Annotated in this window: 17 protein-coding genes and 2 tRNA genes; 7 read left to right on the forward strand and 12 right to left on the reverse strand. The window is 34.7% G+C overall.

Annotated elements, in window-relative coordinates:
- Positions 1-335 precede the first annotated feature (335 nt).
- The 7 genes from WN975_RS25455 to WN975_RS25485 all read left to right on the forward strand — a co-directional run bounded on the left by WN975_RS25455 (position 336) and on the right by WN975_RS25485 (position 15,270).
- Positions 336-3,539: a TonB-dependent receptor gene (locus tag WN975_RS25455; protein ID WP_337968913.1), complete on the forward strand. Its 3,204-nt coding sequence runs from the start codon at positions 336-338 to the stop codon at positions 3,537-3,539.
- Positions 3,540-3,549: 10 nt separating this feature from the next.
- Positions 3,550-5,439: a RagB/SusD family nutrient uptake outer membrane protein gene (locus tag WN975_RS25460; RefSeq protein ID WP_337968914.1), complete on the forward strand. Its 1,890-nt coding sequence runs from the start codon at positions 3,550-3,552 to the stop codon at positions 5,437-5,439.
- Between the two features lie 45 nt (positions 5,440-5,484).
- The gene (locus WN975_RS25465) at positions 5,485-8,511 is read left to right on the forward strand and encodes a SusC/RagA family TonB-linked outer membrane protein (protein ID WP_337968915.1); all 3,027 of its coding nucleotides are present in this window, start codon (positions 5,485-5,487) and stop codon (positions 8,509-8,511) included.
- A 27-nt stretch (positions 8,512-8,538) separates the two neighbouring features.
- Positions 8,539-10,275 carry a RagB/SusD family nutrient uptake outer membrane protein gene (locus WN975_RS25470; protein WP_337968916.1) on the forward strand — a complete coding sequence of 579 codons (1,737 nt, stop codon included), beginning with the start codon at positions 8,539-8,541 and terminating at the stop codon, positions 10,273-10,275.
- 52 nt (positions 10,276-10,327) lie between these two features.
- Positions 10,328-11,359, forward strand: a complete 1,032-nt coding sequence (locus WN975_RS25475; RefSeq protein ID WP_337968917.1) for a DUF5627 domain-containing protein — start codon at positions 10,328-10,330, stop codon at positions 11,357-11,359.
- A 17-nt stretch (positions 11,360-11,376) separates the two neighbouring features.
- The gene (locus tag WN975_RS25480; protein ID WP_337968918.1) at positions 11,377-13,050 is read left to right on the forward strand and encodes an endo-1,4-beta-xylanase; all 1,674 of its coding nucleotides are present in this window, start codon (positions 11,377-11,379) and stop codon (positions 13,048-13,050) included.
- 291 nt (positions 13,051-13,341) lie between these two features.
- The gene (locus tag WN975_RS25485; RefSeq protein ID WP_337968919.1) at positions 13,342-15,270 is read left to right on the forward strand and encodes an RICIN domain-containing protein; all 1,929 of its coding nucleotides are present in this window, start codon (positions 13,342-13,344) and stop codon (positions 15,268-15,270) included.
- A 351-nt stretch (positions 15,271-15,621) separates the two neighbouring features.
- On the opposite strand, the gene WN975_RS25490 is transcribed toward WN975_RS25485, so the two are convergent.
- The 12 genes from WN975_RS25490 to WN975_RS25545 form a co-directional block, all read right to left on the reverse strand.
- A tRNA-Ser gene (locus WN975_RS25490) sits at positions 15,622-15,706 on the reverse strand.
- Positions 15,707-15,846: 140 nt separating this feature from the next.
- A tRNA-Ser gene (locus WN975_RS25495) sits at positions 15,847-15,934 on the reverse strand.
- Positions 15,935-16,083: 149 nt separating this feature from the next.
- Positions 16,084-16,473, reverse strand: coding sequence for an acyl-CoA thioesterase (locus tag WN975_RS25500; RefSeq protein ID WP_337968920.1), 390 nt, complete (start codon positions 16,471-16,473; stop codon positions 16,084-16,086).
- A gap of 1 nt (position 16,474) precedes the next feature.
- Entirely contained in the window at positions 16,475-17,608 is a 1,134-nt protein-coding gene (gene ribB / locus WN975_RS25505) for a 3,4-dihydroxy-2-butanone-4-phosphate synthase (protein WP_165877219.1), read from the reverse strand.
- A gap of 2 nt (positions 17,609-17,610) precedes the next feature.
- Positions 17,611-19,071, reverse strand: coding sequence for an LptF/LptG family permease (locus WN975_RS25510; protein ID WP_337968921.1), 1,461 nt, complete (start codon positions 19,069-19,071; stop codon positions 17,611-17,613).
- Between the two features lie 7 nt (positions 19,072-19,078).
- Entirely contained in the window at positions 19,079-19,771 is a 693-nt protein-coding gene (locus tag WN975_RS25515; RefSeq protein WP_099712806.1) for an outer membrane lipoprotein carrier protein LolA, read from the reverse strand.
- Between the two features lie 7 nt (positions 19,772-19,778).
- Positions 19,779-22,226, reverse strand: coding sequence for a DNA translocase FtsK (locus WN975_RS25520; RefSeq protein ID WP_337968922.1), 2,448 nt, complete (start codon positions 22,224-22,226; stop codon positions 19,779-19,781).
- An 18-nt stretch (positions 22,227-22,244) separates the two neighbouring features.
- Positions 22,245-22,619, reverse strand: a complete 375-nt coding sequence (locus tag WN975_RS25525; protein ID WP_099711194.1) for a diacylglycerol kinase family protein — start codon at positions 22,617-22,619, stop codon at positions 22,245-22,247.
- A 9-nt stretch (positions 22,620-22,628) separates the two neighbouring features.
- Positions 22,629-23,126 (reverse strand): thiol peroxidase, encoded by a 498-nt coding sequence (tpx, locus tag WN975_RS25530; protein ID WP_337968923.1) that lies wholly within the window; start codon positions 23,124-23,126, stop codon positions 22,629-22,631.
- A 339-nt stretch (positions 23,127-23,465) separates the two neighbouring features.
- Positions 23,466-23,723 carry a hypothetical protein gene (locus WN975_RS25535; protein WP_017495510.1) on the reverse strand — a complete coding sequence of 86 codons (258 nt, stop codon included), beginning with the start codon at positions 23,721-23,723 and terminating at the stop codon, positions 23,466-23,468.
- Positions 23,724-23,826: 103 nt separating this feature from the next.
- A complete protein-coding gene (locus WN975_RS25540; RefSeq protein WP_007805605.1) occupies positions 23,827-24,135 on the reverse strand; it encodes a thioredoxin family protein in 309 nt (102 codons plus the stop codon).
- Positions 24,136-24,307: 172 nt separating this feature from the next.
- Complete coding sequence (locus WN975_RS25545; protein ID WP_055098566.1) at positions 24,308-24,946, reverse strand: peroxiredoxin; 639 nt, start codon at positions 24,944-24,946, stop codon at positions 24,308-24,310.
- Position 24,947 lies beyond the last annotated feature (1 nt).

Here is a 24,947-nt window from a genome sequence, read left to right on the forward strand (position 1 = left end):
TTTTGCCAGCGTGTAATTCTCAAATCTTATGAGGAATATAAAGAAAGTAAATCAAAAGAGCTATTCCCGAATTATTTAGGAAACAACTTTAGGCTGGATACAAGCCGTTTTACTAAGACAATCAATCATCCACCGATTCAAATAATCTCATTTAGACATTGATAATTTATTTATGTGATTATAAATAGCAGCCTGAATTAAAGTAAAAGTATTATCAATTTCCGGCTGGAAAAAATATAAAATTAATTTAATCAAGTCTGTATCTGTTTATCGATAGTATCGATACTATTGACAGCAGTATAAAGTATAGATCAAGTTCAAAATATTTAAATAACATGAAAATAAAATTATCTAAAATTCTAAACGGAGCAATGTATCTGCCTTTAGGAGTTTTGTTTCAGTTTTTGTTTATCCCCCAATTATCCGCTGCAGAGAATCTCTTCTCTGATTCAGAATATGTTACAAACAGTACGATCAAGCAGGATATTACAGTTACTGGTAGGGTAACATCATCAGAAGATGGAAACGGTGTGCCGGGAACTACTATTTCAGTAAAAGGAGTACCGAATTTAAGTACGACTACTGATTTTGATGGAAGATATACAATTAATGTCCCTTCTGATGCTGTTTTGCTATTCAGTTTTGTAGGGTTCAAAACTGTTGAAAAACAAGTTGGCAATATCAAAGAAATCAACGTGGTATTGACACCCGAGAAAACGACCTTAGACGAGGTTATTGTAGTTGGGTACGGAAAACAGAAAAAAGAAAGTTTAGTAGCTGCAATTACTCAGGTTTCAGGAAAAGTCCTGGAACGTGCCGGTGGTGTTCAAAGTATTGGTGCCGCATTGACGGGTAATGTACCGGGTTTGATAACATCGGCAAGTTCTGGTATGCCCGGTGAGGAAGATCCTCAGCTTTTTATACGTGGTGCAAGTACCTGGAATAATGCGCAACCTCTTATTTTGGTTGACGGTGTAGAGCGACCAATAAATAGTGTTGAGATAACTTCTGTAGAATCTGTTTCGGTATTAAAAGATGCTTCGGCTACTGCGGTTTATGGAGTTAGAGGTGCAAACGGAGTAATACTTATTACTACTAAACGCGGTCAATCTGGTAAAGCATTGATAAGAACCACTTTTAATACGACTGTAAAAACCCTTTCTAAATTGCCTTCTAAGCTAGATTCTTATGACGGGTTAATGGTTAAAAATAGGGTTATCGAAAACGAGTTGGCATTGAGTCCGTCGAGTTGGGTCGATTATGTTCCTCAGGCGATTATTGATAAGTATAGATATCCGGCCAATGTAGCGGAATCTGAGCGTTATCCTAATGTAGACTGGCAAAAGGCATTATTTAATGATTATGCAATGTCTTATAATGCGAGTTTAAATGTTAGCGGCGGAACTAAATCTGTAAAATATTTTGCAAGCGCTGATTTTTTAAGTGAAGGTGATTTGTTTAAAAAATACAACAATAATAGAGGATATGATCCGGGCTATGGTTATAATCGTCTGAATGTTAGGAGTAATTTAGATTTTCAAGTTACTTCTAGTACAGTGTTTAAAATTGGTCTTGCCGGTTCTCGTGGCGAGAAGAAAAGTCCTTGGGGAGCTTCCGGAGGTGAATATACGATGTGGGATGCAGCATATTCAACTGCTCCGGATGTTTTTCTGCCGTATTATTCGGATGGTTCCTGGGGATATTATGCACCAAATCAAGGAAAAGCATCAAATTCAGTACGAAATCTTGCTATAAGTGGTATTCAATATGTTACAACAACAAGATTAAATACGGATTTTACGCTTGAACAAAGTTTTGACAAAGTGATAAAAGGATTAAGCTTTAAAGGAATGGTTGCCCTCGATAACACTTTTGTAGAAGGTGATCGCGGAATTAGTGATTTGTTTAACGATGTACAAGAAAAGTATATTGATCCGGTTACGGGCGTAGTTCTTTTCAAAAGAACGTATGATTCTAATAATAGGTTTGATTTTCAAGAAGGCGTAAAATGGACTACTACTGGAGGAAGTGTGAGAGATTATGCAACTTCACGTAAACTTTTTTATCAATTGCAATTAAATTATCAAACAAAAATTGCTCAAAATCATAATATAACTGCCTTGGGACTTTTTAGCAGAGATCAATACGCTGTTGGAAGTGAAATTCCGCATTATAGAGAAGACTGGGTATTCCGTACGACTTATAATTATGCCAATAAATATTTTATAGAATATAATGGAGCTTACAATGGATCTGAAAAATTTAGCAAGGAGAATCGTTTTGCATTTTTCTCTTCAGGTGGATTAAGCTGGATTGTTTCCAAAGAAAATTTCATGAAAGGCACAGAATCTTTCCTTGATTTATTAAAGATCAGAGGTACTTACGGAGAGATTGGAGATGATAATGTCAATGGCAGATTTCTTTATCAATCTCAATGGGCATACGGTGGTAATTCACTTTTAGGAACAACAGGCGAGGCAGCAGAAGCAAGCCCTTATACCTGGTACAAACAAGCGACTGTTGGTAATGAAGATGTACACTGGGAGAAAGCAAAGAAAAGCGATATAGGTGTTGATTTTGGTTTCTTTAAAGGATTCGTCTCGGGTACATTTGATTATTATCAGGAAGATCGAACAGATATTTTATTAAATGGTTCCAGTAGAGCAATACCTGGATATTATGGTGCAGTAGCGCCAGTTGCAAATTTAGGAGAAGTTCAAAATCGAGGATATGAATTAGAATTAAAGTTCAATCATACTTTTGGAAATGGTTTGAATTTATGGTGGACAACTAGTTTTACGCATTCGAAAAATAAAATTATAAGTGCAGATAATCCGGAGTTATTGCCAGGTTATCAAAAAAGTGAAGGATATTCTATTGGTCAGGCGCATTCTTATGTAAGTCAGGGCTACTACAATAATTGGGATGAGTTGTATGCCAGTACAATTCATAGCACAAATGATGCGACAAAACTTCCGGGGAATTTTAATATCCTTGATTATAATGCTGACGGTATTATTGATGCCAAAGATAATATCCCTTATGGTTATACAGGAACGCCACAAAACACTTATAACAATATTGTAGGTGTTAACTGGAAAGGTTTCAGCGCATTTGTACAGTTTTATGGCGTAAATAATGTTACCAGACAAGTTGTTCTTACAAGTCTATCAGGGCAAAATCATGTGGTGTACGATCAGGGATCATTCTGGTCACCGGATAATACAAATGCAGATCAGCCAATGCCTCGTTGGCTTGCTACAGCCAGCGACTTTAACAATGGAAGCAGGTATATGTATGACGGATCTTACCTCCGTTTAAAAAATGCTGAAATCGCCTATACTTTCGACGGAAAAACAAGTTGGATAAAATCGTCAGGGTTTCAAAGTATACGATTTTATTTAAATGGAAATAATTTGTTTTTATGGTCCAATATGCCAGATGACAGAGAAGCAAATTATGCAGGAACAGGCTGGGCATCACAAGGTGCTTATCCAACTGTAAAAAGGTTCAACTTGGGGGCTAACATTATATTCTAAAATTTTAACTATGAAGAATTATATTAAAATAATATCAAAGTACAGCTTAGTTTTAGGCTTATTTATACTTTCCGGATCTTGCAGTGATTATCTTGATAAATCTCCTGATTCGGATATATCACCTGAGGAAGCTTTTAAGAATTTTGAAAACTTTCAGGGATTTACGGAAGAATTGTACCAATGTATTCCGGATTTTACCAATGGATATTGGACAAATTCATGGAATTGGGGAGAAGATGAAATTCAGTCTACTGCACGTGATTTTCATTTTGTATGCAAGATAGATAAAGGAGATTTTTGGGGCTGGCAAACTGAATATGATGGCTGGCAAGCAGGCTGGATGAACAGAAATAATGTAAGTACGGATAATGACCGTATGCACAAAGATCTGTGGACATTGGGCTGGGCAGGAATTCGTAAGGCAAATATTGGTCTTGAAAATATTGATAAAATGACCGAATATACGCAAGAAGAAAAGGACTTAATCAAAGGACAATTGTTGTTTTTTAGAGGATGGTTTCATTTTGAGTTTATGCAGTATTTTGGAGGTCTTCCTTATATCGATAAAGTACTTCCTAGTGATCAGCCTCTTAAATTGCCAAGACTTACGTATCAGGAATGTGCTGATAAAGCGGCAAGTGATTTCAGAGCAGCGGCTGATTTACTTCCAACCAATTGGGATAATACCGTTATCGGAAAAAGAACATTAGGAAAGAATGAACTTCGAATCAATAAGATAATGGCGCTGGGCTATTTAGGTAAAAATTATTTGTGGGCGGGAAGCCCGTTAATGAATAAAGTATCTACAGGAAATGCCGGTTATAATCAGGAATATTGTAAAAAAGCGGCAGCAGCTTTTGCCGAATTATTAAGTATAACAGAAAGTGGAGCTTCTCAATACAAACTTTTACCATTTACAAGTTACAGCACTAATTTTTATACTACAGGAAGCAACTGGAAAATGCCCGGTGGTACCGAAGCTATTTTTAGAGGTCCTTATTGGGGCGCAAACGGTTCTAACTGGGGAACTTCTAAGCAATATCAGCCAGCTCCTCAAATATGTGACGGAGATGTAAAATTCCTGCCTACAGCTAATTATGTTGATAATTATGGAATGGCAAATGGAAAACCTATTAAAGATATCACCAAAGCAGATCCGGATTCAGGATACGATCCAAACTATCCTTGGAAAGGTCGTGATCCTCGTTTTTACAATGATATTGTATATGATGGTGTAAAATGCGTTACGGGTTCTATACCGGCTGCCGAAGAAAATAATCGCTACGCAAACCTTTATACCAATGGTAGTTACCGAAATATTAGTACAGGAAGCAGAACGGGTTATTTGCTCTATAAGTTTATTCCAAGAAGTGCCAATAAGTTTGACGACGGATTTGGATATGGAAACAATTTAAATATTCACCTTCCGTGGATGCGTCTATCAGATATATATATAATGTATGCCGAAGCTGCGGCTCAAGGTTATGGTTCTGCTGCAGGAAAAGATCCTAAATATTCCGGAACTGCTGCAGATGCTATAAATGTAATTCGTGACAGAGCCGGAGTTGGACATGTGGCAACAGAATATCTGGGTTCACTAGATTCTTTTATGAACGAAGTTAGACGTGAACGTGCTGTGGAGTTGAGTTTTGAAGGACACCGCTTTAATGATTTACGCCGTTGGTTATTATTAATTCAAAGTCCATATACGATAAAAAAATCTATAGAATTTGACCGTACCGCTTCATTTGATCCAACTAAACCAAGCGAAAACAGAGTTGTTAATATTCGCGAGGAAGTGATTCTGGTGAGAAATTTTAGCGAAAAGCATTATTGGCTTCCGCTAAAAAATGCAGATGTAAATATGTATTTAGAATTTTCGCAAAATCCCGGATGGTAATTAAAATGATTGTTTTAAAAAACTTAAAAATAAAACTATAGAATAATGAGATATATACAACTTAAAATAGTGTTATGTTTTGTGCTATTTGCTTTCTTACCTTCCAAGATTTTTGCTCAAATTGAACAGAAAATAAATTTAGCAGGAATCGTTATTGGGGCAGAAGGAAAACCTCTTGAGAATGCAACGATTGTCAGCAAAGAAGATAATACTACAACAACTACCGATAATACGGGAAGCTACTCCATAAGTGTGACGCCTAATACAGATCTAGAGATTAGCGCTATTGGTTATACGACACTTATAGTAAAAGCAACAATTGATATAAGCGATATAAATTTAGACAAAGAGAATTCAAATTTAGTTCAGATTGCTTTTAGAAAACAAGAAAGTAAGGATTTAATGGGCGCTATTTCCTTTGTAAATCTGCCTGAAATTTTAGATAAAAACTATACAACTTTTAGTTTAGACGGCGTTCAGGCTTTTGTTGGAGGATACAATAATGGCAATATCTGGGGAATGAATGGCTATTTAGTCTTAGTAGATGGAGTGCCTCGCGATATTAATACAGTATTATCTACAGAAATTGAACAAATCACTTTTCTAAAAGGAGTTTCGGCAATTGCCCTTTATGGAAGCCGCGCTGCAAAAGGCGTAATTTATATTACAACCAAAAAAGGTAAAGTACAAAAGCAACAAATTACCACAAGATTTGATAATGGAATATCGATACCAAAGAGTCTTCCAAAATATTTAGGTTCTGCAGAATACATGCATTATTATAATCAGGCTCGTGCAAATGATGGTTTAGATCCAACCTATTCTGATGAAACCATTTATAATTATTCAACAGGCAAAAATCCATATCGATATGCCGATGTTAATTACTATTCGCCAGAATACATTAAGAAATTTTATTTTAATTATGATGCAAATGTTGAGATAACAGGCGGAAATAAATCGGCTAGATATTATACGGTTGTCAATTTTTCGACACAAGAAGATCCTTTACAAGATTATGGTGAAGCTGCAAATAATAAAAACAATAGATTTAATGTGAGAGGAAATGTAGATCTTCGAATTAATGACCGTATTTCAGCAACAATTGGGGCAAATGCGATATACAGTAATTCAAGAGGAATAAATACAAACTACTGGAGCAGCGCAGCCATTTTGCGCCCTTATTTATTCAGTCCATTAGTACCAATTAGTATGATTGAACCTTCTGATGACGCATCAATGGCGCTTGTAAAAAACAGTAATTATATAGTCGACGGACAATATTTATTAGGCGGTACACAACTTAATCCTACCAATCCTTTTGCCGCTATATATGCCGGAGGTCACAATACTTATATAAGTCGTCAGTTTCAGTTTAATACAGGTATTAATGTTGAGTTAGGCGATGTCATTAACGGATTGACATTTCGTACTGATTTTGGAGTTGATTATTCTAATTCATACAACCAATCTTATAATAATAGTTATGCGACTTATGAAGCATCATGGAATAATTATGCCGGAAAGGATCAGATTACATCTTTAACAAAGTATGGGAAAGATTCAAAAACGGGAATTGAAAATATCAGCGGAAGCGCACTTTCTCAAACCGTTTCTTTTTCGGCACAGTTTAATTATGTGAAAAAAATAAATGAACATAATAATGTATCAGCAATGCTTATTGGTTCAGGATTTCAGCAGAGTTTTTCTGGTGTATATCACAAAACGAGTAATGCTAATTTAGGTTTGAATTTAGCGTATAATTTTGATCAAAAATACTTTGCAGAATTTAACGGAGCATTTGTGCATTCGGCGAAATTTGCTGAAGGCAACCGTGAAGCATTTTCTCCTACAATGACTTTAGGATGGAAATTATCTGAAGAAAATTTCCTGAAAGACCTGACAGCTGTTAATAGTTTAAAATTGAATGTTTCGGCAGGAGTTTTAAATACAGATTTAGATGTTTCAAATTATTATTTATACGAAAGTATCTACAGTCAAACTGATGGAGCGTGGTTTAGTTGGAGAGATGGAGCTCTTAACAGAAGTACTGATGCCAGAAGAGGTGAAAATTTAAACTTAGGTTTTGCAAAGAGAAAAGAGTTGAGTGTTGGATTAGAAGGAGTATTCTTTAAAAACTTCATCACTTTAAATACGAACTTTTTTGCCAATGAAGTTACCGGAAATGTTATTCAGGCTTCAACTTTATATCCAAATTATTTTGTTACAAACTTTCCTAACACTTCATTTCTACCTTATATTAATTATAATAATGATAAACGTATTGGATTTGATTTTGATATTAGATTTAATAAAAAAGTCGGAAATGTAGATTTAGCACTTGGATTCACAGGAACTTATATAGATACAGAAGCGACAAAGAGAGCCGAATTATACGATGATAATTATCAAAACAGACAAGGCAAAGCTTTAGATGCGCTTTGGGGACTTAGAAGCGCTGGCTTTTTTAGAGATGCGCAAGATATTTCCAGTTCACCTTCTCAAACTTTCGGACAAGTCAAACCAGGAGATATTAAATATATAGATCAAAACGGTGATGGCATTATCGATATTAGAGACGAAGTTTATTTAGGTAAAGCAGGCTGGAATGGAGCGCCATTTACATTTGGAATTAATTTTACTTCAAAATGGAATAATTTTACTTTTTTCACAATTTTCACAGGACAAACAGGCGCTTATGCGATGAAAAACAGTTCGTATTTTTTGATGGATGGTGAAGATAAATATTCAATTAACGTGCGCGATAGTTGGACAGAAGCGAATAAAGATACAGCACTCTATCCAAGGTTAACTTCACTTAACAGCGATAATAATTTCCGTTCATCAGATTTTTGGATCTATAGTACAAATAGAGTAAATCTTTCTAAAGTACAGCTTACATACGATTTTCCAAAAAAGACACTTCAAAAAACTTTTTTCAATGAACTGAGTGTTTATGCACTTGGAGCTAATCTTTTAACGCTGTCTAAAAACAGAGATATCATGGAATTAAGTATTGGAAATGCTCCACAAACCAGATATTATAACCTTGGTCTTAAAGCATTATTTTAAAATCAAAAACCACTTAATTTAAATATTATGAAAGTAAAAATAGTATTTTTTATATCAGTTCTGTTTGTTTTTAGTAGCTGTGATGATTTGATTGATCCGGCAATAGAAAATAACAGAGGACTTAAAGATATGTATGCAGAAGCTGAATATGCACAAGGAATTCTTCTGAATGCTTATACAAGACTTCCTGGAAATTCCTGGTCATTTAATGATGTTGCAACAGATGATGCTGTCACGAATGATATTTCAAGCAATTATCTTAAAATAGCAACAGGTCAATGGACATCAAACTTTAACCCGTTAGATCAATGGTCAAATTCAAGATCAGCCATTCAGTATTTGAATATTTTTCTGGCTGAAGCTCCAAAAGTACAATGGGCAAAAGATCAAAATGTAAGCCTTTTATTTAAAGACCGTTTGATGGGTGAAGCTTATGGATTAAGAGCTTTGTACATGTATTATTTGTTGCAGGCTCATGCAGGAACCGCTACTAATGATCAATTATTAGGAGTGCCAATTTTATTGGAGCCGGAAACGGCAAGTTCAAACTTTAATGTTGCCCGTTCATCTTTTGAAGATTGTATGAAACAATTGTATAGTGATGTAAAAAAAGCGACAGAATTGCTTCCGTTAGATTTTGAAGACGCTTCAACATTACCTGCAGGTCAAAATAATTTAAATGATTATAATCGTGTTTTTGGACAATATGCGAGACAAAGAATGTCTTCCAGAATTGCACAAGTTGTAAGAGCACAAGCAGCTTTATTGGCCGCTAGTCCAGCTTTTAGTACAGGAAACACAACAACTTGGGAAGATGCAGCTAAATATTCAGGCGCATTATTGAACCTGAATGGAGGAGTTTTAGGAATTGCTTCTAATGGATTAAACTGGTTCAGCGATGTTGAAGAGTTAAAAGCTATGGGCGCCGGAATTAATCCTCCGGAAATTCTTTGGAGAAGTGATATTGCGGATAGTAATAATTTAGAAAGTGACAATTTTCCTCCAACGCTGTTTGGAAAAGGACGTATCAATCCAACGCAAAATTTGGTGGATGCTTTCCCGATGGCAAACGGTTATCCTATTACAGATGCCAGCGGTAATTATGATGCAACAAAGCCTTATGAAAACCGTGATCCTCGTTTGAAAAAATTCATTTTAGTAAACCAGTCAACTGCCGGAGTGAGCAATTCTGTAATTACAACAGCTAGTGATGGTACAACAAATGATGCCTTAAACAAGGTTGGTACATCAACTCGTACGGGATATTATATGAGAAAATTATTGAGACAAGATGTGAATTTAAATCCAACTTCAATTAATAATCAGAGACATTATAAACCACGAATGAGATATACTGAATTGTATCTTATTTATGCCGAAGCTGCAAATGAAGCCTGGGGACCAACAGCAACAGGTTCTATAGGATTTTCTGCCTATGATGTTGTTAAGGCTTTAAGAAAAAGAGCCGGAATAGTTCAGCCTGATCCTTATTTGGAAACCATTAAAGGAGATAAAACGGAAATGCGCAACCTAATTAGAAATGAGCGTCGTTTAGAGCTATGTTTTGAAGGGTTTAGATTTTGGGATTTACGCAGATGGAATTCAAGCTTAAATGCTTCAGCAAATGGAGATAAAATCCAAGGCGGCGTTCATCAAAAAATTACTGTAGAAAGCAGACTTTATACAGAGTATATGAAATATGGACCTATTCCATACTCAGAAGCGCTTAAGTTTAATGCTTTACTGCAAAACAAGGGATGGTAGAACATTAAGGTTCTGCTTAGTGAAAATGGAAATTTAATATAATTAAAGAAAAATGAAAAACAGAATATTATTAATGCTAACAGCTGTATTTGTATCCATGATTTCATGTACAAATCAAGATACGGAATTTGATAATTACGATCATCAGTCGGTTTATTTTGCGTATCAATTCCCTGTCAGAACGATAACATTAGGAGAAGATATATTTGATACCACTTTAGACAATCAGCACAAGTGTAAAATAATGGGAACTCTGGGAGGTGTTTATCAAAATGATAAAGACGTAACTATTGATATTGCTGTTGCAAATTCGTTGCCTGTTGGTTTCTTATTTAATGCCGGCGAAAATGAAATTGTTCCTATGCCAAGTAATTATTATACACTTTCGAGTGATAAGATTGTGATCCCAAAAGGTCAGATTACGGGTGGCGTTGAGGTACAATTATCTGATGCTTTTTTTGCAGATCCTCAATCGATAAGAAAGACATACGTTATTCCTATCGAAATGAAAAAAGTAGTTAATGCTGATTCTATACTTTCCGGAAAAGCTTTAGTTCCCAATCCGTTAAAACTGCAAAAGACAGACTGGAGCGTTGCGCCCAAAGATTATATTTTATACGCCATAAAGTATATAAATACCTGGGATGCTAATTATTTAAGAAGAGGCAAAGATGTTATTACCGGAAATAATGGAAATACGGCACTCAATAAAACAGTTGTCAGACATAATACCTATGTAGAACAAGATCAGGTTTCCAAAATTAATACACTCTCCTTAAATATCATTGATTTTCCTGTTACTATCAAAGATGCTAATGGAGTTAATGTCAATTTTAATCTCGTACTCACATTTGATAATGAAAATAAATGTACGATCTCAGGAAGCAGTACATCGTATTCAGCAAGCGGAACAGGTATGTATGTAAAAAAAGGAGAAAAAAATAGCTGGGGAAGTAAAGACCGCGATGCCCTTTATCTTGATTATAAAGTAAATTTTCAAGATTTTAATGTAGCCACAAAAGACACATTAGTATTACGTGACAGAGGAGTAACAGCGGCGGTTTATAATCCCGTTAAAAAATAATTTAAAAATTAAAGAAGATGAATAAATTATATAAAATAGGACTATTGTCTTCAGTTTTGATGATGGCTGCATCCTGTACAAACGATAATACTTTAAAGTACAATTATGATAAACCTGCAAGTATTGCCAATCAGGAAGAAATTAATGCCTATTCTGATTTAAAAAGCTATATAAATCGAAGTGCTAATCCTAATTTTAAATTAGGTGCCGGTATTTCATTATCTGATTATACAAGTAAAAGTTTAATGTATAGAGTCGTCAACAAGAATTTTGATGAGATTACGCTGGGTTATGAAATGAAATATGGTGCAATAGTAAAATCAGACGGAAAACTTGATCTTGACAATGTCAACAAATTATTAAAGGCAGCAACTGAAGCAACTGTTTCGGTTTTTGGACACACTCTTTGCTGGCACGCCAATCAAAATGCCGCTTATCTAAATAAGTTGATTGCACCGGATATTTTATCAACAACAGGTCCGGGTTGGGATCTGGTAACCGGGGCAGATTTTGAAACTGCAGACGCATCAAATTATCAATACAATTCTAATGTTGTGGCATCTTTTACAGCTGCAGGTCAGGGCGCAAATGGAGTAGGAAGAGCTTTAAAGCTAAATAACGCAGTTGTTCGTGCCAATGATTGGGAAGCGCAGTTGTACTTAAAGTTTTCTCCTGCTGTACAAGTAGGCGAAAAATATACCCTTAAAATGGATGTGCGTGCAGATGTTGAAGCATCTTCTCCTACGCAGGCACAAATCACTCCGGGTAATTATAAACATTGGGATTTCTTTGGAGCAATTACTTACACAACCTCTTGGACAACTTATACTAAAGAGATTACTGTTACTACTGAAATGGCAAACTGCGGAGCAATAGCTTTTAATCTTGGTAAGACTGCAACTAATTTTTATTTCGACAATATAACCTTGAAAAAGTATAATGCGACCGGCAGTATTCAGACAAAAGAAAAAACACCAGAAGAGAAGAAGACTATTATTGGTGACGCGTTGGATAAGTGGATCACAGGAATGGTTAAAAACTGCGCTCCATATGTCAAAGCCTGGGATGTTGTTAATGAACCAATGGATGATGGAAATCCTTATGAATTAAAAACAGGTGTTGGCAAAATAAATATGGCTTCGGATGAATTTTACTGGCAAGATTATATGGGAAAAGATTATGCTGTGGAAGCATTTAGACTTGCCAGAAAAAGCGGTAATTCAACAGATAAATTATTCATAAATGACTACAATCTGGAATATAGTACTGATAAATGCAAAGGCCTTATTCAATATGTAAATTATATTGAAAGTAAAGGAGAAAAAGTAGATGGAATAGGAACTCAAATGCATATTAGTATCAATTCTGACAAAGATAAAATCAATACAATGTTCAAATTACTGGCTGCAACCGGAAAGCTTATAAAAGTTTCAGAACTGGATGTTGCCGCTGGGCTTAATCCTTCGGAATCTGATCTTAAAAAACAAGCAGATATGTATAAATATGTTGTGGATATGTATGTGAAAAACATTCCGGCAAATCAGAGATACGGAATCACTGTTTGGGGATTAACGGACAGTAAATCAGATTCTTCGTGGTTGCCAGGACAACATCAGGGTTTGTGGGATATTAATTTTACCCGTAAGTTTTCTTATGCAAGTTTTGCCGAAGGACTTAAAGGTGTGAAGTAACAATTATGAAATTCGATTAATTATTTACAGGAATATTTTTGCTTGCATTTTTAAGTTGTAGAAAAGATGATATTCCTGTAAAGGAAATATCTCTAATTGAGGCTTGCGTTATCGTGGCCTCAAAAAACTCCGCAGTAAAATCCTGAAAGCAAGTTTTTGAAAGCCCCTTGCGGCAATAAAGTTTTAAGTAACCAATCACTCCAAGTTTTTTAGAGGTTTTCATTGCTGAATTGACAGTAAAAAATCTACTAAAAGGTGAAGAGTATATTTATTAATTAAACCATTTATATTATGAAAAGATTTCAAAAATTACTGTTTCTATTTTTAGTGTTTATTCCCCAAATACAATTGTTTGCATGGCCAGGAATGCCACTGCCTCCGCTGCATGTTGAAGGCAAAAATTTAAAAGATCCTTGCGGAAAAAACATTTTACTACACGGTGTTGCCATAACTCCCAGTCCGTGGTTTAATGGTTGCTCTTATAATCAATGTCGTTGGGATAACTATAATGTTCAAGGTTGCCTAAATTATAATAATGCCGTTATGGATGCGCTCACAGACACCAATAACGGATGGAAATTAAATTATATAAGACTTCACATTGACCCTTACTGGACCAATACACCTGGTTGTACAGCAGCAGAAAATGATATCTCATGCTTTGATTACAATAGATTAGTAACTTATGTAAATCAAGTTATAATCCCTTTAATAAATCATGCCAGAAGCAGAGGGCTCTATGTTGTCCTTCGTCCTCCCGGCGTATCTCCTCAGCGAATTGCTTTTGGAGATAATTATCATAATTATTTAAGAAAGGTATGGCAATATCTATCGAACCATCCAAATTTAAAGAATGTCGATAATGTTATGTTTGAAATAGCCAATGAACCTATAGAAATACTTGGGACAAATGGAAATTGGGGTGCAACGGGCGATGAGCATTTTGCAGCTTTGCATAATTACTTTCAGGATTTAGTAAATATAATTAAAGGTAATGGTGCAAATAATGTTTGCTGGATACCGGGAACTGGATATCAATCGCATTACCAAGGATATCCAAACCATTTGATAACAGGAGGAAATATAGGTTATGCTGTGCATGTTTATCCGGGATATTGGGGAGCTAATGCAGAAAATACCACTAGTTTTAATAATGCCTGGAATGCTAACGTGCAGCCAATTGCTAATGTAGCACCAATTATGATAACAGAAACGGATTGGTCGCCTAACGGCTCCGGAACTTGGGGAACTGGTACAACAAGTGGTTTTGGTCTTAATATGAAAGGCAGAATTGATGCTACAGGAAATTGTAGTTGGAATGTACTTCAACCAGAAGACTTGATAACTAACGCAGATCCGTATAATGTTACAACTGCTTTCAACAACAATTGGGAAGCTTGTGCTGCACCGGTTAAGCAATGGTTTGCTGCATATGCAAATAATAATGTACCATCACAAACCTGTGCTACGACTTCACTTGTAAATAATGGTGTTTATGAAATTGAATTTAAAACAAATTCAAGTAAAGTAATAGATCTTAAATATGGGACTAATTCAAATGGTGCTGTAATTCATCCTTGGGATAGATTAGGAGGAACAGCACAACAATGGATTGCTGTTGATGCTGGAAATGGCTATTGGCGTTTTAAATCAAATGCAAGTGCTACAGGACGTGTAATAGATCTTGAGAGCGCAGATCCAACAAATGGAAAATCGATAAGACTTTGGGATGATTATAATAATGATGCTCAAAAATGGTTAGTAACCGATGTTGGTAATGGTTATTATAGCATAAAATCAGCCGTAAATACATCAAAAAGTTGGGACGTTTCTAATTGTAATATGGATGGCTCAGCAAATCTTCAGCTTTGGGAATATTACGGAACTTCGTGTCAATTGTTTAAGTTTAATAAAATAGGAAGTACTTCAAAAAGTGCAGAGGCGAAAAATGCTTTAGCAGATAATATAAAAATAGATACCGATGTTCAAGTATATCCTAATCCATCAAAGGGCGGAGAGTTTAATATTTATTTTGCTTCAGAGTCAGACGAAAATTATTCTGTAACGATATACGCAATAGGCGGAGCAGTATTATACGAAACAAAAAATCTAAAGTCTAATACAAATCAAGTTATCAGAACTAAACTTGCTAAGGGGATATATTTGGCGATGATTTCTCAAAATTCAACTACAACAACCAAAAAAATAGTAATTGAATAGCCTATTCTAAAACAATACATATAGATTTCGAGATTAACTTTATAAGTTGATTTATTATTTATTCATTGTAAAACCACTGTTTTAAATTAAAATAGTGGTTTTATTTTTTTTTCGAAACTTTACAGTTTTTATATATTTTTCAAATTTACTGAAGATTTTAATTTTGAATTTTTGGCAATGAAAGTTTTTCATAAAAAAGCATATCTATAGATCTACTCAGGAAACGATATAATGGTGTTCAAGATGTGGTATAAATGTGCTACAACCTTGTGCATCTACAAAAAAAAATGGGTATAAAAGAAAAACCCTGCAAATCTTTTGATTTGCAGGGTTTACCACTTTAACATTTAGCGGAGAAAGAGGGATTCGAACCCCCGGACCTGTTACAGTCAACAGTTTTCAAGACTGCCGCATTCGACCGCTCTGCCATTTCTCCAGTATGTTGCAATCGTTTTGTTATTGCGAGTGCAAATATAAGGGGATTTTTCGATTCTGAAAATTTTTTTCGAACTATTTACAAAGAAAATTATATAATAAAAAACAAAAAACCCTCAACAATGTTGAGGGTTTAAATACTGGCGGAGAAAGAGGGATTCGAACCCCCGGACCTGTTACAGTCAACAGTTTTCAAGACTGCCGCATTCGACCGCTCTGCCATTTCTCCAGTATGTCGCGATCATTTCGTGATTGCGAGTGCAAATATAGTGCGCTTTTCCGATTATAAAAACTTTTTTAGCGATTTTTTCAAGATAATTTTTAAGTGTCTAATTATCAGTATTTACTAAAACAATATTTTTTTGTTAAATAATGTATTTAGTCTAAAATCGGGGTTGGTTTCTTGTTTTCGTCTACTGCAACAAACGAAAAAGTTCCTGAAACTACAGTCTCACGAAGTTCAGAATACATTTGTTCCATGAAAATATCGACATGAATTTTGCAGCTTGTTCTTCCTACCGTGATAACTTTCGCTACTAATTCGATTAAAGTTCCTGCCGGAATTGCTTTTTTAAAATCAATTTGACCAGTCGAAATCGTCACTACTTTTTTTCTGCTGAATCTAGTCGCGCAAATAAAAGCGACTTCATCCATCAAATGAAGTGCAGTTCCTCCAAATAAAGTGTCATAATGGTTCGTTGTACTCGGAAAAACAGCTTTGAATATATGTGTTTCAGATTTTGTAATTCTTTCTTCTAATGTTGTCATATTAATAGCTTACGTATTCAGTAATTTCAAGTCCGTATCCAATCATTCCGACACGTTTTGTTTGCTCTGTATTTGATACCAATCTAATTTTAGAAATATCAATATCATGCAAAATTTGGGCTCCAATTCCATAATCTTTACTATCAATGATAACTTTTGGAGCTTTCATTGTTCCTTCAGCTTGTAAAGCTTTAAGTTCAGAGATTCGGCTTAATAAGTTTACCGCTTGCATATCCTGATTAATGAAAATTACAGCACCTTTTCCGTTTTCATTAATAACCTTAAACATGCCGTCTAATTGTTGTTCAGCATTATTGGTTAAAGTTCCCAATAAATCATTATTTACCTGAGAAGAGTGGATTCTTGTTAAGATTGGTTCTCCAAGATTCCATGTTCCTTTAGTTAAAGCAATATGAATTTGTTTGTTTGTCGTTTGTTCGTAAGCTCTTAATCTAAAAGTTCCAAAACGAGTCTCAATGTCAAAATCTTCTTTTTTTACAATCAAACTGTCGTGTTGCATTCTATAAGCAACCAAATCTTCAATCGAAACTAATTTAAGATCGAATTTTTTAGCCACTTTTACCAATTCAGGTAAACGAGACATAGTTCCGTCTTCGTTTAAAATTTCACAGATTACACCAGCAGATTTAAATCCTGCTAATCTTGCAAAATCAATTGCAGCTTCTGTATGTCCAGTTCTTCTTAAAACACCACCTTGTTTGGCAACCAAAGGGAAGATATGTCCAGGTCTTGCTAATTCATGTGGTTTAACATTTGAATCTGTCAAAGCCAATACAGTTTTAGCTCTATCCGCTGCAGAAATTCCGGTAGTTACGCCATGTCCTTTTAAATCTACTGAAACCGTAAAAGCAGTTTCCATATGATCTGTATTATTACTAACCATTGGTCTTAAATCCAATTCTTTACAACGGCTTTCTGTTAGCGGAGCGCAAATTAAACCACGTCCGTGAGTCGCCATAAAATTGATCATTTCCGGAGTTACTTTTTCGGCAGCAGCCAAAAAATCACCTTCGTTTTCGCGATCTTCATCATCGACTACAATGATAACTCTACCTTGACGAATATCTTCTATAGCTTCTTCAATGGTATTCAATTGTATTTTTGTTGTTGACATAATTATTGTTGATTTTGAGCTGGAAAAAACCGCTCGGAAATTTTTTGAATTAGTTGTGAAATTGGAGTAATAATTGCGTCAAAGTTTATTAATCCATTGTCGTTTGTCGCGCGATAGGTCAATAATATTGCCAATGGTGACAATACAAAAGATGACATCCATGAGCCTACAAATGGACTCATACCTCCTTCTTGTGAAAGTCTTTTTCCAAAAGTATTAATGAAATGGAAGGTAATAAAAATCAAAACCGCAAAGACAATTGGTAAACCAAGTCCTCCTTTACGAATAATAGCACCTAATGGAGCGCCAATAAAGAACATTAAGAAACAAGCAAAGGCAATCACGAACTTCTCGTATAAAGCCGTTAAATGTTTGTTGATTTCTCGCTGTTTGTCTTTTAAATCTTTTTGAGTTGATTCAATAGAATAGATGTTACTGGTCACATTGCTGCTGGCCATTCTTAAGATTTCTGCCTTTTGTTTGTTTTTGTATAATGACAAAAGGTTATTTGGCAACGGTTTCTTCTTTTTGGTAGAATCTGCTTTTATTGGGATTGCAGATTTTCTAATTCCAACACGTTGATTTATATTTTCTGAAAAAGAAATAATTTCATTGTTCAGGTTCTTATTTAAAGAGTCAAGAGTATAGCGCAATTCGTTAACGTTCAGCATTGCGTTTGTACCGCTTATGCTTTCTTTATCTTCATCAACTTTATTTAATTCCGATAAGTCGATATTGATAATTTGTTTTTTAAACTTACCTTTTACAAAAGGAAGTTTAGCGCGGTCTTCGTATTTTTTTGGAGTAACATCCTGATAGTAGTAACCATCATTCAAAACCAGTTTTAAGATACTTGATTTTTCATTACTGATTAATTTTCCGTCTTTCGCTTTGATAACGGTTTTGTTTTCCCCCATATTATTGGGCTTCTCGTGGATTGTAACTCCAGTCAGAATGTTTCCGTTTTCACCGGATTTTTTGTTCACTTTAATGTTGTAAAAACCAACATCATTAAACTGACCTTCGGCAATTGCCATTGCAGGTTTTGCCTGAGCGATATTTTTACGGAAGTTCATAAATTTATATTCAGCATACGGAATCACGTTATTGGCGAACCAAAACGCAACGATGCTTAAAAAGAATATGAATATAATTAAAGCCCGCATCGCTCTTTGCAATGAAATCCCGGAAGATTTCATTGCGGCGAATTCGTAATTCTCGGCTAAATTTCCAAAAGACATAATCGAAGCCAATAAAACCGATAGCGGTAAAACCAGCGGAATAATCCTGGGCATCGAGAATAACAGGAATTTTAAAACCAATATCAAATCGAGGTCTTTACCCGCAAGTTCTGCGATAAAAAGCCATACGGTTTGAAGTATGAATATGAAAAAAAGGATTACAAATACCGTAGTAAATGTAAGTAAGAATGTTTTTAGTAAGTATTTGTCTAAAATTTTCAACCTTGAATTAATCTAATTTATTGATGTAGTACTTTGGATATTTGCTCGCTACAAAGGTAAATTGATTTTTTGATAAAGGCTGATTGGTTTTAAAAGAATTAACGGTCAAAGTTGTTTTTGTTCCATTTTTTCCAGTTTCAATCAAATTATAGATGTGTTTTGTCTGAACATCAATACCTAAAAGAATCTCTTTTCTTTGATCTTTTGTATTTGTAGGAGCCAATTTGATATATTGAATTTTTCTTCCTTTTACATTTTGAACAATATCCATGTTGTATTTGTATCCGGAATTAAAGAAAGTAAGCATCTTTGATGGCGTAATAGCAGTATCGTCTTTTTCGTTTACTTTAGATATAGTAACTTCTTCGTCTTCAGGGTTTATAGTGTATGTTTTTTGCCCGTCAAACATTTTAGTAACGCCCATAAAATTCAATACATATTGATTGCCTTTCATAGTTACGTTTCCTTTGCTGTCCTGATTGATATTTTCTTTAGCATTATTCAATGAATATTTAAAGTCAATAACAATGTTGTCGTAGCTTTTTATTTTAGAAGTTACTTCGTTCAATAAATCTTTCGCTTTTTTATCCTGAGCTTGAATAGAAGTGAAGCTCAAAAGCAAAATAATTGCCATTTGAAGACACTTTTTAGTCATGTTTGCGATAGAATTGTGGTTGATTTCTTGAATTTTTGTTTTCATGATTGGATTAATTTTGTTCATTATTAAAAAATTGATCAAGAGCACTCAAATCAGATATGTTCACACTTCTTGCTTTACTGCCTTCAAACGGACCAACAATTCCAGCTGATTCCAGCTGATCGATCAAACGACCGGCTCTGTTGTATCCTAATTTTAATTTTCTTTGCAATAATGAAGCTGAACCTTGCTGCGCGTTAACAATAATCTCAGCAGCTTCTCTAAATAAGGTATCTCTTTCGGAAATATCCATATCAAGATTAATGCCAGTTTCTTCTCCAACAAACTCCGGAAGCAAATATGCTGTGGCATAAGCTTTTTGGGAACCAATAAAATCTGTAATTTTTTCGACCTCAGGAGTGTCAATAAATGCACATTGTACACGAACAACATCATTTCCGTTGGTATATAATAAATCTCCACGACCAATTAATTGATCAGCTCCTTGTGTGTCCAGAATGGTTCTCGAGTCAATTTTTGAAGTTACTCTAAAAGCTATTCTGGCAGGGAAATTCGCCTTAATCAAACCTGTAATAACGTTTACCGATGGTCTTTGTGTCGCGATAATCAAGTGAATACCAATTGCACGCGCTAACTGGGCTAAACGCGCAATAGGAATTTCTACCTCTTTTCCGGCAGTCATAATCAAATCGGCAAACTCATCGACAACTAATATAATATAAGGTAGAAAACGATGTCCGGCTTCGGGATTTAATTTTCTCGCTTTAAATTTATCATTGTATTCTTTGATATTACGAACCATCGCATCTTTCAATAATGAATAACGATTGTCCATTTCAGTACAAAGTGAGTTCAAAGTATTGACTACTTTTGCATTATCAGTAATAATAGCGTCTCCCGCATCAGGAAGTTTGGCTAAATAATGTCTTTCTATTTTATTGAACAGCGTAAGTTCTACTTTTTTCGGATCGACCAAAACAAATTTTACTTCGGCTGGATGTTTTTTGTATAAAAGAGAAGTTAAAACAGCATTTAAACCAACAGATTTTCCTTGTCCTGTAGCACCCGCCATCAATAAGTGAGGCATTTTTGCTAAATCGACGACAAAAGTTTCGTTCGAAATTGTTTTTCCTAAAGCAATTGGTAGCTCCATTTCGGCTTCCTGAAACTTCGCTGATCCAATAACGCTTTTCATAGAAACCATTGTAGGATTCTTATTTGGAACCTCAATACCAATTGTTCCTTTTCCTGGAATTGGCGCAATAATACGAATTCCTAATGCCGAAAGTGACAAAGCAATATCATCTTCTAAACTTTTAATTTTAGAAATTCTGATTCCTGCTTCCGGTACAATTTCGTATAAAGTTACAGATGGACCAACGGTCGCTTTAATCTGTGCAATTTCAATTTTATAGTTACGAAGAGTATCTACAATTTTGTTTTTATTTTCTTCTAATTCTTCCTGATTAATCGTGATTCCTCCAGTCGAATATTCTTTTAATAAATCGATTGTTGGAAATTTATAATTCGATAAATCTAATGTAGGATCAAATAATCCAAAATCAGCAACAAGACGAGAAGCCAGGTTTTCTTCGATAATATCTTCTTCTTCAGCTTTTTCGATAACAAATTCTTCAGTGTGTACCGGAGTTGTTGTTACAGGATTAATATCCATTTGAAGAGGTTTTATAACCGGATTCAAATCAATTTCCGAAGAATGATTTATAGTTGGCTTTAAAGCTTCTTTGTTGATTTCAAATTGAGAAACTTCAGTTTTTAAGTGAATATTGTCTAATTCCGGATCTTCTTCAATCGCGAATTCTTCCAGATTGTATGCACTTTCTGGTTGTTGAGGCGTTTTTATCGAATTTAATTCAGAATTGAATTCTTTTTTAGTAGAATCAAAATACGACTGAATTTTTTCAGGAGAAAGTTTGATTTTAAAAATCAGATAAACGATTAATCCAAAAAGCAAACTCAATAAAGTTCCTGTTTTTCCGATGTAATCCTGTAGAAATAAATTTAATTCATAACCAATTGTTCCGCCTAATTCAGGTGCTGAAGTGGCGAAAAATCCAAATAGAACAGAAACAATAATAATAGCAAATAAGTCCCAAAACCATATGTTTTTTAGCTTTTTTAGAGATAATTCTAATGCTAAAAACATTCCGGTAAGGAAAAATAGTCGAACTAATATAAAAGAAGCAATTCCAAATCCTCTATATACGATCAGATCGGCGAGATAAGCTCCGAATTTTCCGAGCCAGTTCTCTACGACTTCAGTACGGTCGCTAAGCTGGCTAACTGCACTTTGGTCAGCTTGCCATTGTCCGTTGACGTAAAAAGAAATGAATGCAACTAATAATGCAACTGAAAAGAGTATCAAAAGGCATCCCAAAACAAACTTTTGTTGTTTGGTTAATTTCCAGGACTTTATCGTCTCAGCTTTTGGTTCGTTTTTTTTGTCTAAAGTTTCTTTTTTTGTTGTTTTTGCCATTATGGGGTTTCCTATTGCCTATATAAATTTTGGTATATAAATAATCAAGCCTATTGCGATCGCTGTCATTGCGGCAAAAAATACTGCACCAGCGGCAATATCTTTTATAAATCCGATTCGTCTGCTGTAATCTGGATGAATAAAATCAGCTATTTTTTCAACAGCCGTATTTAATCCTTCGACGCTTAAAACTAAGCCGATTGCTAATGTTTGGCAAAGCCATTCGGTTTGCGAAATATGAAAATAAAAACCAGCAATGGTCATGAAAATTCCCAATGAGAATTGAACCATGATACTGTGTTCTGTTTTTATAAGTTTTACAGCACCGTTAAAAGCATAAGTCATGCTTTTAAGACGGCCTGTAACAAAAGTATTGTCTTTTTGAAATTCCATTTATTGGTATTATAGTGCTGCTAAAGCTGCTTCGTAATTTGGTTCGTTTGCAATTTCTGCAACTTGTTCTGTATGAGTAATTTTTCCGTTAGCGTCAACAACAATGATCACTCTTGAATGTAAGCCAGCCAATGGTCCGTCAACGATTTCTAAACCGTTTGTTTTACCAAAAGCACCTTCTTGAAAGTCAGATAAGTTTACAACATTTGCTAATCCTTCAGCACCACAAAAACGTTTTTGAGCAAAAGGTAAATCTCTTGAAATGCATAAAACTGTAGTGTTCTCTAAGTTGCTTGCACTTTCGTTGAATTTTCTAACTGAAGTCGCGCAAGTTCCTGTATCAATGCTTGGAAAAATGTTTAAAACTAATTTTTTTCCTGCGAAATCGCTTAGTGAAGCAACTGATAAATCGTTTTGTACTAATTTGAAATCAGCAAGTTGCGATCCAACTGTTGGTAATTCGCCTGAAGTATGAATTGGATTTCCTCCTAATGTTATTGAAGCCATGATTTTTGATTAAATTAATGAGGTTCAAAAGTAAGGATTAATATTTGAATCTAAAAGTATTTGTTGTGGGTTGTCGCTACAATTAAGCTAGTAATAAGATAACGAATAATTTGAGGATTTATGTTATCAACGTGATGTTTTGTCTTTGCGAGGAACGAAGCAATCTCACGATAGTTTGCGTTTTTATTTTGTAAAGTTTGATTATTGTTAGTGCGGTTGCTTCGTTCCTCGCAATGACTTTGTTTGTGCTAAAAACTGAAACAAAAAAAAACGCCTCCTTGGAATGAAAGCGTTTTTTAAGTCATGTTTTTTTTATTTCTTCTTAAGAAAAAAGGTCGATTATTTATCGATAGAACCTAAAACACGTTTCATAAACGCATTCAAAGCTTCTTTTTTATCAGTACCCTGAACTACCATTTTGTGTACTTCAAGCGCACCGTACATATTTGAAATTAATTCGCCAATTACATCTAATTCTTCATCTTTTAGAGACGGAATTTCAGTCATCGCTTCCAGAACTTCAATCGTTTCAATGATATAATCCTGATCGTTTTCTTCGATAAATTGGGTCAATTGCTTTATTACGGGTAATTTCATTTTCTAGATTTTAGATTGTTAGACTACTTAGACATTTTAGACTTTTTCAAATTTTTAGAAATATCTAAGTAGTCTAAAAATCTAAGCAAGTCTCATAATCTAATTACGCAATAGCGTTTACCAAGTCGATTAAAACTTCTTGTTTGTTGGTTTGAGTTTCTCCAACTAATTGTCCGTTTACAAAAGTTGCGAATGTTGGCAAGTTGCTTACATTGGCTAATTTTCTTGATTCCGGAGAATTTTCTGCATCAACCAAAACAAAAGTGATAGCTTCATTTTCTGTTGCTAATTTTTTGAATTTTGGTTTCATAATACGGCAATTTCCACACCATGAAGCTGAATATTGTACTACTACTTTTTCGTTTTTAGCAACTAAATCTGCTAACGTATCTTCGTTTAAGTCGATTAACATGTTTTTATTTTTTGAGGTTCTGAGTTACTGAGATTCTGAGTTGCTAAGTTTTTTAGCTTCTTTGTCCCAGCTTCTTTTGAATAATTTTGGCAGTAAGATTTTAAGTTACTAAGGCTTTAAGAGAAAATCTTAGAGCCTTAGCATCTTAGTATCTTAGAACCTTTAAAAGGAATTAGTTTGCGCTTAAGTACTCAGCAGTACTAACTCTGTCAGCAGACATAGCTTCTTTTCCAGCTTCCCAGTTTGCAGGACAAACTTCACCTTTTTCCTGGATATGAGTATAAGCATCAACCATACGTAAGTATTCGTTTACGTTACGACCTAATGGCATATCGTTAACACTTTCGTGGAAGATTTTTCCAGTTTCGTCAATAAGGTAAGTAGCTCTGTAAGTTACGTTTGAACCTTCGATGATAACTGAATCAGTTTCTTCGCTGTATTCTGTAGAATCTATATCTAAAATTCCTAAAATGTTAGATAAATTACGGTTTGTATCCGCTAAGATTGGGTAAGTTACACCTTCAATTCCACCGTTGTTTTTTGGAGTGTTTAACCAAGCAAAGTGTACTTCGTTTGTATCACATGAAGCTCCGATTACGATAGTATTTCTTTTTTCAAATTCTGGTAATGCAGCTTGAAAGGCGTGTAATTCAGTTGGACATACAAAAGTGAAATCTTTTGGGTACCAAAACAATAATACTTTTTTGTTGTTGTTTACTGCTTCTTCAAAGATGTTGATTTTTAAGTTGTCACCCATTTCTGAGATAGCATCTACTGCAATACTTGGGAATTTTTTTCCTACTAAAGACATA

This window comes from uncultured Flavobacterium sp., assembly GCF_951805225.1.
Taxonomy (GTDB): Bacteria; Bacteroidota; Bacteroidia; order Flavobacteriales; family Flavobacteriaceae; genus Flavobacterium.